21 protein-coding genes are annotated in these 15,928 nt (G+C 63.9%); 12 read left to right on the plus strand and 9 right to left on the minus strand.

Going from position 1 to position 15,928, the window contains the following annotated elements:
- The first annotated feature begins 40 nt into the window (after positions 1–40).
- From KUW62_RS16500 to KUW62_RS16515, 4 genes are read left to right on the plus strand one after another with little or no spacing between them, the layout of a single operon-like run.
- Positions 41–544, plus strand: coding sequence for an AAA family ATPase (locus KUW62_RS16500; protein WP_224816560.1), 504 nt, complete (start codon positions 41–43; stop codon positions 542–544).
- A gap of 56 nt (positions 545–600) precedes the next feature.
- Positions 601–1,023 (plus strand): VOC family protein, encoded by a 423-nt coding sequence (locus tag KUW62_RS16505; protein WP_224816561.1) that lies wholly within the window; start codon positions 601–603, stop codon positions 1,021–1,023.
- Positions 1,016–2,239, plus strand: a complete 1,224-nt coding sequence (locus tag KUW62_RS16510; RefSeq protein ID WP_224816562.1) for a class I SAM-dependent RNA methyltransferase — start codon at positions 1,016–1,018, stop codon at positions 2,237–2,239. The genes KUW62_RS16505 and KUW62_RS16510 overlap by 8 nt, the downstream gene beginning before the upstream one ends.
- Positions 2,240–2,261: 22 nt before the next feature.
- Entirely contained in the window at positions 2,262–3,077 is an 816-nt protein-coding gene (locus tag KUW62_RS16515) for an ion transporter (RefSeq protein ID WP_224816563.1), read from the plus strand.
- Between the two features lie 30 nt (positions 3,078–3,107).
- Here the strand turns inward: KUW62_RS16515 and dxs are convergent, their stop codons facing one another.
- From dxs to KUW62_RS16545, 6 genes are all read right to left on the minus strand, one after another.
- Complete coding sequence (gene dxs / locus KUW62_RS16520; RefSeq protein ID WP_224816564.1) at positions 3,108–5,027, minus strand: 1-deoxy-D-xylulose-5-phosphate synthase; 1,920 nt, start codon at positions 5,025–5,027, stop codon at positions 3,108–3,110.
- A 15-nt stretch (positions 5,028–5,042) separates the two neighbouring features.
- Positions 5,043–5,909: a polyprenyl synthetase family protein gene (locus tag KUW62_RS16525; protein WP_370632902.1), complete on the minus strand. Its 867-nt coding sequence runs from the start codon at positions 5,907–5,909 to the stop codon at positions 5,043–5,045.
- Positions 5,910–5,912: 3 nt separating this feature from the next.
- Complete coding sequence (locus tag KUW62_RS16530) at positions 5,913–6,155, minus strand: exodeoxyribonuclease VII small subunit (RefSeq protein ID WP_224816565.1); 243 nt, start codon at positions 6,153–6,155, stop codon at positions 5,913–5,915.
- On the minus strand, positions 6,148–7,068 hold the full coding sequence (locus KUW62_RS16535) for a histone deacetylase family protein (RefSeq protein WP_224816566.1): 921 nt from the start codon (positions 7,066–7,068) through the stop codon (positions 6,148–6,150). Before KUW62_RS16535 ends, KUW62_RS16530 begins: the two co-directional genes overlap by 8 nt.
- Before the next feature lie 129 nt (positions 7,069–7,197).
- On the minus strand, positions 7,198–7,920 hold the full coding sequence (locus KUW62_RS16540) for a response regulator (protein WP_224816567.1): 723 nt from the start codon (positions 7,918–7,920) through the stop codon (positions 7,198–7,200).
- Positions 7,917–8,432 (minus strand): MarR family winged helix-turn-helix transcriptional regulator, encoded by a 516-nt coding sequence (locus KUW62_RS16545; RefSeq protein WP_224816568.1) that lies wholly within the window; start codon positions 8,430–8,432, stop codon positions 7,917–7,919. Before KUW62_RS16545 ends, KUW62_RS16540 begins: the two co-directional genes overlap by 4 nt.
- Before the next feature lie 174 nt (positions 8,433–8,606).
- On the opposite strand from KUW62_RS16545, the gene KUW62_RS16550 reads away from it, so the two are divergent.
- From KUW62_RS16550 to KUW62_RS16565, 4 genes are all read left to right on the plus strand, one after another.
- Entirely contained in the window at positions 8,607–9,476 is an 870-nt protein-coding gene (locus KUW62_RS16550) for a branched-chain amino acid aminotransferase (RefSeq protein WP_224816569.1), read from the plus strand.
- A gap of 73 nt (positions 9,477–9,549) precedes the next feature.
- Positions 9,550–9,801 carry a hypothetical protein gene (locus tag KUW62_RS16555; RefSeq protein WP_224816570.1) on the plus strand — a complete coding sequence of 84 codons (252 nt, stop codon included), beginning with the start codon at positions 9,550–9,552 and terminating at the stop codon, positions 9,799–9,801.
- Complete coding sequence (locus tag KUW62_RS16560; protein WP_224816571.1) at positions 9,798–10,097, plus strand: CcdB family protein; 300 nt, start codon at positions 9,798–9,800, stop codon at positions 10,095–10,097. The genes KUW62_RS16555 and KUW62_RS16560 overlap by 4 nt, the downstream gene beginning before the upstream one ends.
- Before the next feature lie 51 nt (positions 10,098–10,148).
- Positions 10,149–10,484: a DUF2794 domain-containing protein gene (locus KUW62_RS16565; RefSeq protein WP_224817135.1), complete on the plus strand. Its 336-nt coding sequence runs from the start codon at positions 10,149–10,151 to the stop codon at positions 10,482–10,484.
- Here the strand turns inward: KUW62_RS16565 and KUW62_RS16570 are convergent.
- The 3 genes from KUW62_RS16570 to KUW62_RS16580 form a co-directional block, all read right to left on the minus strand.
- Positions 10,481–11,317, minus strand: coding sequence for an NlpC/P60 family protein (locus KUW62_RS16570; RefSeq protein WP_224816572.1), 837 nt, complete (start codon positions 11,315–11,317; stop codon positions 10,481–10,483). The genes KUW62_RS16565 and KUW62_RS16570 overlap by 4 nt on opposite strands.
- Before the next feature lie 3 nt (positions 11,318–11,320).
- The gene (locus KUW62_RS16575) at positions 11,321–12,682 is read right to left on the minus strand and encodes a M17 family metallopeptidase (protein ID WP_224816573.1); all 1,362 of its coding nucleotides are present in this window, start codon (positions 12,680–12,682) and stop codon (positions 11,321–11,323) included.
- A 64-nt stretch (positions 12,683–12,746) separates the two neighbouring features.
- Complete coding sequence (locus KUW62_RS16580) at positions 12,747–13,151, minus strand: hypothetical protein (protein ID WP_224816574.1); 405 nt, start codon at positions 13,149–13,151, stop codon at positions 12,747–12,749.
- A 166-nt stretch (positions 13,152–13,317) separates the two neighbouring features.
- Here KUW62_RS16580 and KUW62_RS16585 point away from each other — a divergent pair, with 166 nt between their 5' ends.
- From KUW62_RS16585 to KUW62_RS16600, 4 genes are all read left to right on the plus strand, one after another.
- Complete coding sequence (locus KUW62_RS16585; RefSeq protein ID WP_224816575.1) at positions 13,318–13,968, plus strand: carbonic anhydrase; 651 nt, start codon at positions 13,318–13,320, stop codon at positions 13,966–13,968.
- A 44-nt stretch (positions 13,969–14,012) separates the two neighbouring features.
- A complete protein-coding gene (locus KUW62_RS16590) occupies positions 14,013–14,993 on the plus strand; it encodes a sodium-dependent bicarbonate transport family permease (RefSeq protein ID WP_224816576.1) in 981 nt (326 codons plus the stop codon).
- Between the two features lie 3 nt (positions 14,994–14,996).
- Positions 14,997–15,308 (plus strand): transcriptional regulator, encoded by a 312-nt coding sequence (locus KUW62_RS16595; protein WP_224816577.1) that lies wholly within the window; start codon positions 14,997–14,999, stop codon positions 15,306–15,308.
- An 81-nt stretch (positions 15,309–15,389) separates the two neighbouring features.
- Positions 15,390–15,920 (plus strand): SRPBCC family protein, encoded by a 531-nt coding sequence (locus KUW62_RS16600; RefSeq protein WP_224816578.1) that lies wholly within the window; start codon positions 15,390–15,392, stop codon positions 15,918–15,920.
- Positions 15,921–15,928 lie beyond the last annotated feature (8 nt).

Genomic DNA, 15,928 nt, shown 5'->3' on the forward strand with positions numbered 1-15,928 from the left:
ACAATGCAACCGCGCTCAAGTCGCCGAAGGCATAAGCGCAATGAAGCGGGTGATGATCATCGGCCAACCCGGATCCGGCAAATCCACCCTTGCCCGTCTGCTGGGTCAGAAAACCGGCCTGCCCGTCCATCACATCGACCAGATCCACTGGATGTCCGGCTGGAACGAGCGCCCGAAGCCCGAGAAGATCGCAATGGCGCTGGAGGTGCAGGAAAGCGATGCGTGGATCCTCGAAGGGGGACTCGCCGCCACCAAAGATCACCGTCTCGCGCGCTGCGACACCCTCATCAACCTCGACTTTCAGCTTCCCCTGCGTGCTTGGCGCGTGGCCAAGCGCACGCTTCTGCACTACGGCAAGACCCGCCCTGACTTGCCCGATAATTGCCCCGAACGGTTCAGCCTCGAGTTCTGGACCTGGATTTGGGAGACGCGGCAAACGGGCCGGCACGCCAACCTCCGTTGGATGGCTGAGGCCGGGCCGAATGTCACCGTCCATCACCTCCGCAACCCCGCCCAGGTACGCCGGTTCCTCCAAACCGTATAGCCGTCCGGGCTCCGACTGCCTTGCCCCGGGCGCGCGAATGCCGCAATCCTCCCGCCATGGATCTTGAAACCGTTTCTGCAGAGGATTTTGGCCGCTCCCTCACCGGTGTCGGCCTCAACCTGTTGACCCGCGATGTCCGTGCGCTGGCCGCCTTCCTGACCGGGACCTTCGGCCTCACCGCCCATCGCCTGTCCGACGATTTCGCCATCATCCGCCATGGCGAAACGCTCATCCAGCTTCACGCGGACGGCACGTACCACTCCAACCCACTGCCCCAATTGATCCCGGAAAATCCGCCCCGCGGCGGGGGTGTGCAAGTCTACCTCTTCGGCATCGACCCCGACGAAAGCGCGCGTCGCGCCGAAGCCCTCGACCATACGATCATCGAGCCACCCGCCGACAAGCCCCACGGCCTGCGGGAGGCGACGATCCTCAGCCCCGAAGGCTACGCCTTCTCGCCCGCGATCCCCCATGGCTGAGGTCACGATCCAGCGTCTGGGCCACCACGGTGACGGCATTGCGGAAGGGCCAGTCTACGCACCCCTGACACTTCCGGGTGAGGTTGTAGCAGGCGACGTTTCCGGCGACCGCATCCCGTCGCCTTCTGTGATCACGCCGTCCCCTGACCGCGTGAAGGCGCCCTGCCCCCACTACAAGTCCTGCGGAGGATGCAGTCTGATGCATGCCTCTGACGCATTCGTCGCGGCTTGGAAGTCTGATGTGATCACAAACGCTCTCGAAGCCCATGACCTGGCCACACCGCTCCGCCCGATCCTCACCTCCCCACCCCGCACACGCCGCCGTGCCACCCTGGCAGGCACCCGGACGAAGAAGGGCGCGCTTGTCGGCTTCCACGCACGAAAATCAGACACGATCGTGCCGATCAGAGACTGTTTCGTGCTGCACCCAAGCCTGCTTGAAACCCTCCCGGCGCTCGAGCAGATCACCCGCATCGGGGCCTCCCGCTCCGCCACGCTGGCCTTCGCGCTGACCCTAACGGATACCGGCATCGACTGCCGTGTGACGGGCGGCAAACCCCTCGACGGCCCCGTCCGTGCGGCGTTGCCAACCTTCGCGCACGCCTTCATCCGCCTGACATGGGACGATGAGCCCGTGTTCATCGAAACCCCACCGACGCTCAGTATCGGTCCGGCCCGCGTCTCCCCGCCCCCCGGCGCATTCCTGCAAGCCACGGCTGAGGGGGAGGCCGCCTTGCAAGCCGCCGTGATGGAGGCCACGCAAGGCGCAAAATCCGTCGCGGACCTCTTCTGCGGCCTCGGCACCTTCGCCCTGCCACTTGCGCGAACAGCCCCGGTCCATGCCGTCGAAGGCGCCCCGGATCTTCTTGCCGCCCTCACTCAAGCCGCCAACCACGCGATCGGCCTGAAACCCATCACGACCGAAGCGCGGGACCTGTTCCGTCGCCCCCTTCTGCCCGACGAGCTTGCCGGTTTCGACGCCATCGTCATCGACCCACCCCGCGCGGGGGCGGAGGCGCAGACACGGCAGATCGCCCGCGCGCGCGTTCCGACGGTCGTCGCCGTGTCCTGCAACCCCGTCACCTTCGCCCGCGACGCGGCGATCCTGAAACAAGCGGGATACGCGCTCCAATGGGTGCAGCCGGTCGATCAATTTCGCTGGTCGCCGCACGTGGAACTTGCGGCAAAGTTCACCCTGCCCCATATCCACACCTGATTTCACGCGGGAGCATTCCTAGATGGCCGTCCAGACTTTCCGAAACCGCATGGCCGATTTTCTCGACCGGCCCGAGGTTCGGAATTTCATCATCGGCGTCATCATCTTCAACGCCATCATCCTGGGCTTGGAGACGTCCGAGCCGATCATGGAACGGTACGGGCCGCTGATCCTTGCGCTCGACCGCCTGTGCCTCGGCATCTTTGTCGCCGAAATCGCGCTCAAGCTCTTCGCGCTCGGGCCACGCTTCTTCCGCAATGGCTGGAACATCTTCGATTTCATCATCGTGGGCATCGCGCTTGTGCCCTCCGGTCAGGGCCTTGCGGTTCTGCGCGCGTTGCGCATCTTGCGGGTGCTGCGCGTCGTCTCCGGCGTCCCGTCATTGCGCCGCGTGGTGGAAGGGCTTCTGACGGCCCTTCCCGGCATGGGCTCTGTCTTTTTGCTGATGTCGATCATCTTCTATATCGGCGCGGTCATGGCCACGAAGCTCTTCGGCGGCGCCTGTCCCGCCTGCAACGCCGAGCAGGCCGCGAATTTCGACGCATGGTTCGGCACGATCGGTCGGTCGCTCTATTCGCTGTTCCAGATCATGACGCTGGAATCGTGGTCCATGGGCATCGTCCGCCCGGTGCAGGACGTCTATCCCTACGCCTGGATGTTCTTCGTGCCCTTCATCATGGTCACGACCTTTGCCGTGGTGAACCTGATCGTCGGCCTGGTGGTCAATTCCATGCAGGACGCCCATTCCGAGGAAAGCAACGCCGCCACCGACAAGTACCGCGACGAGGTGCTGGTCCGGCTGGAGGCGATCGAGAAGAAGTTGAACGAGAGGCCCTGATCCGGTGGCGGGCCAGTCAGGCGCGCAACCTCAAGCCCGCTGGCTCAACACCTCGACCCCAAGCGTCTGCAAAACCTTCGCCTCGATATCCTCGGCGTTCATGCCCGCAACGGCATACATATCGCGCGGACTGGCTTGGTCGATGAAGATGTCCGGCAACACCATGGACCGGTATTTCAGGCCCGTGTCGAACAGGCCACGCTCCGCCAGAAGCTGCGCGACGTGGGAGCCGAAGCCGCCGACGGCGCCCTCTTCCACAGTGATCAGCGCCTCATGATGGCGGGCGAGTTGCAGGATCATCTCTTCGTCCAGCGGCTTGGCGAACCGCGCATCGGCGATGGTAGGTGTAATCCCCTTCTGCGCCAGCGCCTCCGCCGCCTCCTGCACTTCTTTCAGGCGTGTCCCGAAATTGAGCAGCGCCACACGCGACCCGTCGGAGATCATCCGCCCCTTCCCGATTTCCAGCGCCGTGCCGCGTTCGGGCAGGTCGACGCCCACCCCTTCCCCGCGTGGGAAGCGGAATGCGCTCGGGCGATCCTCGATCTCCAGCGCCGTGCGCACCATGTGCCGCAGCTCCGCCTCGTCGGCGGCGGCCATGACCACGAAACCCGGCAGGTTGCTGAGATAGGCGATGTCGAAACTGCCCGCATGGGTGCAGCCGTCCGCCCCCACCAGCCCGGCACGGTCAATCGCGAAACGCACGGGAAGGCGCTGGATCGCGACATCGTGGACCACCTGGTCATAGCCACGTTGCAGAAACGTCGAATAGATTGCCGCAAACGGCTTCAGCCCGCCCGCGGCCATCCCGGCGGCGAAGGTCACCGCGTGCTGCTCGGCAATGCCTACATCGAAACACCGGCTCGGGAATTGCTCGGCAAACAGGTCCAGCCCCGTGCCGTCCGGCATCGCCGCGGTTACGGCGACCACCTTGGGGTCGTCCTCCGCCTCTGCAATCAGGCTCTGCGCGAACACCTTGGTGTAGCTCGGCGCATTGGAGGGTGCTTTCTTCTGCTCCCCCGTCGCGATATCGAACTTCGCCGTGGCGTGGCCGCGATCGGCGCGATGCTCGGCGTATCCCTTGCCCTTCTTGGTGATCGAGTGGATCAGGATCGGCCCATCGGCGCGGACCTTCACGGTGCGCAAGACCGACAGGAGGCTTTCCATATCGTGCCCGTCGATCGGCCCGACATAGGAAAAGCCCAACTCCTCGAACAAGGTGCCGCCCACGGTCGCGGATTTCAGCAATTCCTTCGCCCGCCGCGCGCCCTCCTGGAACGGTTCGGGCAACAGCGACACGGCCCCCTTGGCCGCCGCCTTGAACTCCTGGAACGGCGCACCGGCGTAGAGACGTGAAAGGTAGGACGACATCGCGCCCGTCGGCGGCGCAATCGACATCTCGTTGTCGTTCAGGATCACGATCAATCGCTTGCCCAGGTGGCCGGCATTGTTCATTGCCTCAAACGCCATGCCGCCCGACATGGCCCCGTCACCGATCACCGCAATCGCATCCCCGTGGCCGGTCTCGCAATCGCCCCCCAGATCGCGGGCCACGGCGAAACCCAACGCCGCCGAAATGCTGGTGGAGGAATGGGCCGCACCGAACGGATCGTAGGGCGACTCGCTTCGCTTGGTGAACCCACTCAAGCCATCCTTCTGCCGGATGCTCAGCATCTGCTCCCGCCGCCCAGTCAGGATCTTGTGGGGATAGCATTGGTGGGAGACGTCCCAGATCAGCTTGTCGCGCGGCGTGTCGAAAACGTGGTGCAGCGCCACCGTCATCTCCACCACGCCAAGGCCGGCCCCGAAATGGCCGCCCGTCTGGCTCACGGTCCAGATCATCTCGGCCCTAAGTTCATCAGCCAGTTTGCGCAGATCATGATCCGACAGGTGTTTCAGGTCGGCAGGTCGGCGCACCTTGTCCAACAACGGTGTATTCGGGCGGTCAGTCATCGGCCAATCGTCTCGCTACTTGTCACGGCTCACTATGTAATGCGCCAGATCGCGAAGGGACTGCGCCTTTTCGCCATAGGGCGCAAGCGCCGCATCGGCCTCCGCCACCAGGTCACGCGCGCGCGCCTTCGCGGCATCAAGGCCCAGCAATGACACGAAGGTCGCCTTCCCGGCCTCCGCATCCTTGCGCAGGGCCTTCCCGGCCTTGTCCGCATCACCCTCCACGTCCAACACGTCATCGGCGATCTGGAAGGCCAGACCGATGGCCCTTGCATAGGCGCGCAGCGACGTGGGATCGGCCCCGCCCAGGATCGCACCGGCATGGGCCGGCCACTCGATCAGGCGACCGGTCTTGTTGGCCTGAAGGGCCGTGATCTCCTCCAGCGTCAGGGACCTGTCGGCGCTTTCCGCCGCGATATCCTGCGCCTGCCCCAGCACCATGCCCTGCGCGCCGCTTGCCCGGGCAAGGCTTGCGACCAGCGCCACGCGCGCCTGGTCCGATCCCGCCCTCACGTCACTCAGCAACTCGAACGCAAAGGTCTGGAGCGCATCCCCGACCAGAACGGCCGTCGCCTCGTCCCATTTCCGGTGAACCGTCGGCTGACCCCGCCGCAAATCGTCGTCGTCCATGCAGGGCAGGTCATCGTGAACCAGCGAATAGGCGTGCAGGCACTCAACGGCGCCCGCCGCATACAACGCGCGGTCGACCGGCACATCGAACAGGCCTGCACTTTCCAGCGCCAGAAACCCGCGCAACCGCTTCCCGCCATGGGTGGCATAGCGCATGCCTTGGGCAATCGTGTCGTCCCCGAGCCGTGTCATCTGGTCCGTCAGGAAGTCACCGATGCGCGTCTGCGCCGCGGTCAGGGCGGTCTCGAACACGCCTTACAGACCCTCAACCGGGGTGGCACCCTTAGGTTGCCCGTTCGCGTCCAGCGTGATCTGCGCGACCTTTTCCTCGGCCTCTTTCAGCTTCGCCTCGCAGCGCGCCTTCAGGGCCGCGCCACGCTCATAAAGCTTGATCGAGTCCTCAAGCGCCACGTCGCCGCGATCCAGCTGCGTCACCACAGTCTCAAGCTCCCGGATCGCATCCTCGAAGCTCATCTCCTCGATGGGTTTATCAGCCATTGCGATCCTCCAATTCCGTCACATGGGCCAGCACGCCACCGCCCAACCCTTGAAGATCATACCCACCTTCGAGTGTCGAGACCACGCGCCCGTCGCAGACCTCTTCGGCGACATCCACCAACGCCCGCGTGACCCAGGCAAAATCCTCGTCCTCCCACAGCAGGTTCGCCAGCGGGTCCCGCGCATGGGCATCGAACCCGGCGGAGATCAGGATCAGGTCCGGGTCGAAGTCGCGCAGTCGCGGGAAGACGTGGCTTTCGTACCGCGACCGCATCGCCTGCCCGTCCGATCCCGGCGGCAGCGGCAGGTTCATCACGTTGTCCGACGCGCCGCGCTCATGCACCGCGCCCGACCCGGGGTAGAGCGGCATCTGGTGGCTGGAGATGAAAAGCGCCCTCGGCTCGTCCCACAGAAGATCCTGCGTGCCATTGCCGTGGTGGACGTCGAAATCGACAATGGCGACCCGGTCAAGACCATGCCGGTCCAGCGCATGTTGGGCCGCGATGGCGATATTGCCGAACAGGCAGAACCCCATCGCGCGGTCCCGTTCCGCATGGTGGCCCGGCGGGCGCGTGGCCACGAAGGCGCGCTTATGGGCGCCCGACAGGACCCGGTCGACAGCCAGAAGGCACCCGCCAACGCCTTTCAGCGCGGCTTCCCACGTACCAGGGGAGGCGGAGGTATCGGCGTCGATCTGAACCATGCCGCTGGTCGGCTGCGCATCGCGCATCGCGTCGATATAGGTCTGCGGGTGGCAAAGCGCGACATCGGCCTCGGCGGCTTCCACGGCCTCCTCGCGAAGGGCGTCGACATCCGACAGAACGGCGAAGACCGTCTCCAGCCGCGCAATCCGCTCCGGGTGGCCTTCGGGCATCTCATGGGCAAGCCCAGACGGGTTATTGACGATCAGCATGGCGCATGTCCGTTCGTTGGCAGCAAAGGCTCAAGGCAGGCTTCGGGGTGTTAAAATTCAGTTAATGAATATGGGGTATTGCTTTCTTTTTAGTGGCTTAGCCCATGGTTGCAAGCGTGCAACCGCCCCTCACTCGGGCGACAGCATATACCCTGCGCCGCGCACGGTCTGGAGGTAGCGCGGCTGTTTCGGGTTCACCTCGATCTTGCGCCTGAGCCGCGTGATCTGCACATCTACCGCGCGTTCCTGCACCGGCTCGCCACCCACCTTGTCGCGGTTGAGAAGGCTGACAAGGTCCGCTCGGCTCAATGCCTCCCCCGTCTGGTGGGCGAAGATCCGCATCAGCGCCGCCTCCGTCGCCGTCAGGCGCACCGGCTGCTGGCCTTCCCACATCTCGCCCCGCTCGATGTCATACCGGATCGGCCCGAGGTAGAGGACCTGCGGCGTCGTGGCATCCTCCACCGGCGCAGGCATCCGCCGCAGGATCGCGTTGATCCTCAGCAGCAGTTCCTTCGGCTCGAACGGTTTGGCAAGGTAGTCATCGGCCCCCGCCTCCAGCCCTTCGATCCGGTCCTCCGCTTCCCCCTTCGCGGTCAGCAACAGGATCGGCGTCGCAGCCTCCGCCCGAATGTCCCGGCACAGGCTCAGCCCGTCTTCACCCGGCATCATCACGTCCAGCACGATCAAATCGAAGCTCAACCCCTCCAACAGCTTGCGCGCATGGGCCGCGTCCCGCGCGCCCGATGCCATGAAGCCGTTCCGTGTCAGGAATTTCTGAAGAAGGACGCGAATGCGCTCATCGTCATCCACGATCAGAAGATGCGCCCCGATATCCATATCTGCGGCATTCATGGGGCTTGCTCCATCCCGTCTGCGTAGTGGCGGCGCATCTCCGGGTCCATCATCTCCTCCAACACCGCGCGGAACCCCGCCACGGCCTCCGGCCCCGCATTGCGAAACGCGGCCCGCATCCTGTTACGCTGCGCCTCCGACAGCGCCTGCTCCAACGCCGCGCCGTCATCCGTCAGGAACAGGTGCCGCTCCCGCTTGTCGCGCGTCCCGACGCGGGCTTCCACAAGGCCATCCTCCACCAATGTCCGCAGCACCCGGTTCAGCGATTGCTTGGTCACGCCGAGGATCGACAAGAGGTTGTTCACGGTCGTCCCCGGGGTTCGGTTGATGAAATGCACCGCCCGATGATGGGCGCGACCATATCCTTTCTCGGACAGGATGCGGTCCGGATCGGCCGTAAAGCCCCGATAGGCGAAGAACATCGCCTCGATCCCGCGGCGCAGCTGTTCGTCGGTCAGGAAAAGCAGCGTCTCCCCCCGCCCCATGCCAGCGTTCGCCAAGCGATCAGCCATGTTGACCCTCTTCCGTCGTTTCGGTCACATTATGTCAGCCTTGTTGACTTTCCAAGAATCAATTGCTAGCCAATCGGGCGTTTTGCGTAATTTTATGTCCGAAGCGGACGTATTTTGCGCAACATTCGAAAACTCAGCCCGGGTGGAAGCGGGCATATTGGGGAGGACGGGACCATGGCAGGTGCTTACGACGATCGCGACGGTTTGATCTGGATGGACGGCAAGCTCGTCGATTGGCGTGATGCGAATGTTCATCTTCTCACCCACGCCATGCACTATGCCTCAAGTGTCTTCGAGGGCGAACGAGCCTATAACGGCAAGATCTTCGAGTCCCGGCGGCATTCCGAACGGCTTCATTATTCTGCCTCCTGCATCGACTTCGAGATTCCGTGGACGGTCGAGGAGATCGAGGCCGCGAAATACGAAGTGATGAAGGCCAATAATCTGACCGACGCCTATATCCGCGCGGTCGCCTGGCGTGGTGCGGGCGAGGACATGGGGGTCAGTTCCGCGCGCAATCCGGTCCGCCTGGCCATCGCCGCCTGGGAATGGGGCAGCTATTACGGCGACGCCAAGATGAAGGGTGCGAAGCTCGACATCTCCAAGTGGAAGCGCCCCTCGCCCGAGACGATCCCGGTCCACGCCAAGGCCGCCGGCCTCTACATGATCTGCACCACCTCCAAGCACGCGGCAGAGGCCAAGGGCTGCTCCGACGCGCTCTTCATGGATTACCGCAACTACGTGGCCGAAGCGACGGGGGCGAACATCTTCTTCGTCAAGGACGGGGAGGTGCACACGCCCATGCCCGACTGTTTCCTCAACGGCATCACCCGCCAGACGGTGATCGGGATGCTGGAAAGCAAGCAAATCAAGGTCCACGAACGCCATATCATGCCGGAAGAGCTGGAAAGCTTCGAGCAGTGCTGGCTGACCGGCACCGCGGCGGAAGTCACACCGGTGGGGCAGATCGGCGACTACAACTTCGAAGTCGGCGCAATGACCCGCGACATCGCGCAGAGCTATGAGGATTTGGTGCGGGCCTGACCCTACCACGATTGTGTTGCGGCCTGTGTTGCACTATGTGTAGCACAGGCCTTTCTTGTGCGGAAAAGAAACTATGTCATCTGCGTTGAACATTCGAGACATCGGGGCGGACCGCAAAGCGGCGTTGGAAGCGGAAGCCAAGCAGCTTGGCCAGTCTACGTCAGAAGTTGTCCGGGCGTATATCGACGCCGGTCTCGACCAAGCTCGACGTGAGCGGGAGAAGCAGGAATGGATCGATGCCTCGCGCGCTGGTATCGAAGAGGAGCACGCTCGGCTCAAACGTGATGGACCGTCACTGGCGCAATACAGAAAACTCCGCCGGTGAGCCAAGGGACCATCTACCACACGCGCGACGGCGAAGGCCTTTTGTGTCGTGTTCAATCGGAACCTGGGCTTGAAACGGCGATGATCCTTTTCGCCCCAGTAATGCACCGATCTTATGTCCAAAACACGGTCAAGAAACTCTACATAGATTGCGTCGTGGGTGGAGAGCCCCACCTTGTGTTGATGACCGAGATGATCGCGCTGCCCGCTTCGGATATCGGCGAAGCCGCCAATGCGTCACGTGTTGATCGCGACGCAATAGTTACGGCTGTCGATCTGCTTGTGACCGGCTTTTGACACCGCACACTTGACCCCCACCCCCTTCGCCATCACCATCCCCCCATGGTGATGCATTTCCAGCCCACGGGCCCCTCATCTTCCCACAAGCAAGTCGCGTTTCATCGCACGGAACTTGGCGTGATCCTCGGGCTTTACGGGCGCATGGTCGCGGCGGGGGAATGGCGGGATTACGGGATCAGCCACCTGAGCGACGTGGCCGTCTTCTCCGTCTTTCGGCGCACGGCGGAAAATCCGATCTACCGGATCGAGAAGCGCCCGAAGCTGCGCGACAAGAAGCAGCAATATGCGGTCATCGGCATGGACGGGCGCATCCTGAAGCGGGGCGATGATCTGAAAACCGTCCTGCGCGTCCTCGAACGCAAGCTGATCCGCGCGGTCGACTAGGGCAGGGCCAACCGCTTGCGCGCCGTGATCGGCCCGAATTCACTTGCCTCGATCCGCGCGGCGGCATCCTTCAGGGGCTCGTAAGCGACGGACATATGGTGCGCGTTGGCGTGCAGCAGCATCCGGTCGCTGGCCATCATGCCGACATGGCCCTTCCAGAAGATCAGATCACCGCGTTTCAGCGCTTCGTCCTGGCCGATGTCGTCGCCCAACGCCGCCTCCTGCTGGTCGCTATCGCGTGGACAGTCCATGCCGCAGGCCAAGAGACACGCCTGCACGAGGCCGGAGCAATCTATGCCCCATCGGCTCGTCCCGCCCCAGAGGTAAGGCGTGCCAAGGAACAGATCAGCGATCCCGACCGGGTCCGAGAACCGCGCCTTGATCGGCATCAGGTGCTGGGACGGCATGAAATGCCCGGTGTGGATCCGCTTGAACCCGTTCTTCTCCACCATGACACGGACCTGCGACCCGAAATAGAGGCAGACATCGGGCGCGGCCTTGACGTCGGGCTTGGGATAAAGATGCGTGGCCGGGGAAATGACCCAATGGGTCGCCTCCTCCGCCCCGGTGAGGGCACCGGACAGGATATAGCCGACATAGCCGTCGCGTTCGGACTGCCCGAAGGCAAAGCCATCCTCGGTGTCGAGCACGAGAAACCGCTCCCCGAACACCAATTGGCTGGCCCGTCCGCCGCGCGGCGTATCGGTCAGGTTGGCGATGGGTTGCTGGATCATCATCCAACGGCCCTCGGTGTACCTTTCCGCCTCCACCACGCCCTTGAGGGACGCATGGGCGACGCGGCCATTCGACGGGGTCGTGCGGGGATCGCTCATGGATCAAAGAACCTCCGGTAGGGCATCGAACAGCGCGCGGATACCTTGCCCGACACCGCCTTTGGGACGGGCGGGCGCATTGGCGCGCTGCCAGCCGTAGATGTCGATATGGGCGAAGCGCGGCACCGGGGCGAAGCGGCGCAGGAACAGCGCGGCGGTTATGGATCCGGCCATCCCACCCGACGGTGCATTGTCCAGATCGGCGATGCCCGGTTCGATCATCGGCTCATAGGCGTCGTGGAAGGGCAGGCGCCAGACGGGATCGGCAATTCTGGCACCGGCGGCGGACAAAGCGGCGGCGAGCGTTTCGTCATCGGTGTAGAACGGCGCGATATCCGGGCCGACGGCCACACGGGCCGCCCCGGTCAGCGTCGCCATGCAGATCAGCAGATCGGGAGCGGCCTCAGACGCGAACGCCAGCGCATCGGCCAGGACAAGCCGCCCCTCCGCATCGGTGTTATTGATCTCCACGCTCAGTCCGTTGCGGGCGGTGTAGATGTCGCCGGGGCGAAACGCATTGCCCGCGACATTATTCTCAACCGCCGGGATCAGGACGCGAAGTTGCACCTTGCGCCCACTGTCCATGATCATGCGCGCCAGACCCAGGACATTGGCCGCCCCGCCCATGTCTTTCTTCATGATCCCCATCGACGCGCCGGGCTTGAGGTTCAGGCCGCCGGTGTCGAAGCACACGCCCTTGCCCACAAGCGTCAGGGTCGGGCCTTCGCTGCCCCATGTCACTTCGATCAGGCGCGGCGCCGTGGCGGCGGCACGCCCGACGGTGTGGATCAGCGGAAAATTCTGCTCCAGAAGGGCGGCACCCTCGATCGTGCGCATCTCCGCCCCGAAGGCTACAGCCAGGTCGCGGACCGCGGCCTCCAGTGCGTCGGGACCCATATCTTCGGCGGGCGTGTTGATCAGGTCGCGCGTCAACGCCTCCGCCGCGGCAATGCTTTCAAGGCGCGTGGCATCGACACCGTCCGGCGCGACCAACCGCGCCTTCGGCCCGGATTGCGCCCTGTAGCGGTCGAACCGGTAGCGGGAGAGCAGGAAGCCCAGGGCGATCTCCTCCGCTTGCCCGTCGGGCAACGCGTCGATCTTGTAGGTGGCCTCGGGAAGGGCGGCGATGGCGGCGCCGATTGCGAACCGTTTGCGGGCACGGTCCCGTTCAGTACCGGTGCCGATCAGCACAGCCGACGGGCCGGGCAGGACAAGCGCGCGGCCGATTTGCCCTTTGAAGTCGTGGAACGCGGCCCACTCGGCCTGCTCATCCGGAAGGCTCGAAAGCGTGTCCTCACAGGCGTCGGGACTGACAAGGACAATGGGAAGGGCGACCGAGCTCGGCTCGGCAAACGTCATCGGCATGGGGGTGCGCACCTTTTTCGAGTGGCGTCACCCTAGCGTCACTGTCCTGCGCTGCAAGGCCGGATCATCCCGAAAGATCCTCCAGATCCCACACGGCGAGGATGGAACGTTCGCCCACCCGCTCCAGCCGGGCAAGGGTCGCGGCGAGCGCCACTTCGTTGTGGCGGGTGAAGGAATCCAGCACGTTTTGCGCGACATTGGCGAGGCTGGCCATCCCGATCAGCTCTGCATCCTCGATGATCTGCTCCACCCCGGTGGAGAAGCGGACAGCATCCGTCAGCAACAATTCCGGCAGGCGCGGCAGCATCTCGGACACGCGGTGCAACGCCAGCGCCACTTCCGCCTCGGCGCGCACCTCTCCGATGCTGTGGCACAGTTCCTCCAGCCGGTCGGGATTGAACCGCGCGGGTTCTTCGGGCCGCAACTCAGCAATATCGGGGTGCCGTCTGGCCCCATATGTCCGGATCATCTCTCACTCCACTTTCCTCCGCCCCCACCACAGGACGCCCATCGCGTACGATGACGGCCCCGGTTTGCCCCTACTCCCTGAAGAAACGATTGATCCGGGGACGAAAAGCGCCTCCAATTTGGCGGGAATTCAGGCTAACACCAGGCCAAGCCATCGGGGGACTAGTATGCACCGCGTCAAATCGCTGCCGGATTATCTGCTGGAACGGTTCGAGGATTGGAAAGAGACGTCGTTCCCGGAAAATCGCGACTGGTTCCGCAAGCTGGCCGATGAAGGACAGCATCCCCGCGCCATGGTTATCGCCTGCTGCGACAGCCGCGTGGCGATCAATTCGGTCTTCGGGCAACGTACCGGAGAGTTGTTCGTGCATCGCAACATCGCCAACCTCGTCCCGCCCTACACGCCCGACGGCAACCACCACGGAACCGGCGCGGCGGTGGAATTCGCGGTCAAGCACCTGAGGGTCGAACATATCCTGGTGATGGGCCATTCCCGCTGCGGCGGTGTCGCGGGCTGCATTGCGATGTGTGAAGGCGATGCGCCAGAATTCGACGCGGATGAAAGCCTGATCGGCCGGTGGCTCGACGTCCTGCGCCCGGGATACGAGGTCGTGGCCGATATCGAGAACCCCGAGGATCGCCAGACCGCGCTGGAGAAGGAGGGCATTCACGTGAGCCTCGAAAACCTACTGGGCTACCCCTTCGTGTGCGAGGCCGTGGACGCCGGAACAGTCAGCCTGCACGGGCTGTGGGCCGACATCGCGGATATGGATCTGGAAACCTTCGACGGACGCATCCGGCATTTCGCCCCCGCATGATCTGTGCCAAAGAACGCTCATTCAGGTGACGTAAGGGGAGATTGATGGACGGAATGCTGGCATTGGCCGCCGACAACCTGCTGTCGCCGATCATCCTGTTCTTCGCGCTTGGGCTGCTTGCCGCCTTCGCCCGGTCCGACCTGTCCATCCCCGAGGCCATCGCCAAGGGCATGTCGATCTATCTGTTGTTTGCCATCGGCTTCAAGGGCGGCGCCGCGGTCGCGGCCAACGGGATCGACGCCACGCTGATCCTGTCGCTCGTCGCGGGCACCGTTCTTTCCTTCGCCATTCCGATGGTCGCCTTTGCGCTCTTGCGGGTGATGACCGGCCTTTCCGTCACCGATGCGGCGGCGGTGGCGGGGCATTACGGCTCCATCTCCATCGTGACCTTCGTGGCGGCCTCCTCCGTGATAACGGCCAGCGGTATGGAGTCCGAAGGCTACATGGTTGCCGTCGCCGCGGTGATGGAGGCACCCGCAATCCTGTCGGCGCTCTGGCTGATCGCGCGCTACGACAAGGGGGCCGCGAAAATGGATGCGGGCCTGATCCGGGAAATCCTGCTGAACGGCTCCATCGTGCTGCTGGTCGGCTCCTTTCTGATCGGTTGCATCACCGGGCCAGAAGGATTGGAGCTGATCGCGCCTTTCATCGTCACGCCGTTCCAGGGCGTGCTGTGCCTGTTCCTTCTGGACATGGGGCTGGTCGCCGGTCGGGGCCTGCGAGAGGCACGCGGCGTCCTCAAGCCCGGGCTGTTCCTGTTCGGCGTTCTCATGCCTGTCATCGGCAGCTCGTTCGGGCTGGCGGCGGGCCTGCTTCTGGGGCTCAGCCCCGGCGGCGTGATGCTGTTCATGACGCTCAGCGCATCGGCCTCCTACATCGCCGTGCCCGCTGCGATGCGTGTGGCCCTGCCCGAGGCGAACCCCTCGATCTACCTCACCCTCTCGCTTGGCGTGACCTTCCCTTTCAACCTGACCCTCGGCATCCCGCTCTATCTGGCGGTCGCCACATACGTGACCGGAGGCTGATCCATGCAGACCCACAAGGCAAAACGCGTCGCCGTCATCATCGAAGCCGTGATGCAATCACGCCTGACCGACGCGATGGAAAAAGCCGGCGTGACGGGCTATTCCATCCTTCCGGTTCTGGCCGGCGGCGGACGTTCCGGCAATTGGAGCCGCGAGGGCCAGATCGGGCGCGGTCAGGGCATGGTGCAGGTGATTTGCATCATCTCCCCCGACAAGATCGACGATTTGCTGAACAAGGCCTTCGCCGTGGTTGAAAAGCATATCGGCGTCATCACGGTCAGCGATTGCGAAGTCCTGCGGGCGGAGCGGTTTTGACCCATTTCCGCGCGATCTGGCCCGATTGACGCAACCTGTGGTAGTCTGTCCCCCGATGCATTGAACCGGGGGGAGGCGAAGATGCGCTTGATCCGAAACATTCTGATTGGGCTTGTCGCCCTTGTCGCAGTGCTGGCTGTCGTGGGCATGCTCTTGCCCCGCCAGGTGGTCGTGGAACGGGACATCGTGATCGACGCCCCACCCGAGGATGTGTTCGCCCACGTCAATTCGCTTCAGGCTTTCGCGGAATGGTCCCCTTGGGGCGATTACGACCCCGACATGGTCGTGACCTATTCGGGCCCCGAGACCGGCGTCGGCAACGTCATGGAATGGACGTCCGAACATCCGAATGTCGGTAATGGACGCCAGGAGATCACCCATGTGGTGGAGAATGAGCGCGTGATGACCGCGCTGGATTTCGGGGACATGGGCACGGCGGATGCATGGTGGCAACTTGCGCCCGACGGGGACGGTACCCGTGTCGTCTGGGGTCTGGATGCGGATATGGGCGGCGGGCCGGTGGGCCGATGGTTCGGCCTGATGATGGATCGCTGGGTCGGTGCCGATTACGAACGCGGCCTCGCCCGCCTGCAAGAGACGGTCGAAAGCTGACTTAACCC

Source organism: Hasllibacter sp. MH4015, from assembly GCF_020177575.1.
Classification (GTDB): domain Bacteria; phylum Pseudomonadota; class Alphaproteobacteria; order Rhodobacterales; family Rhodobacteraceae; genus Gymnodinialimonas.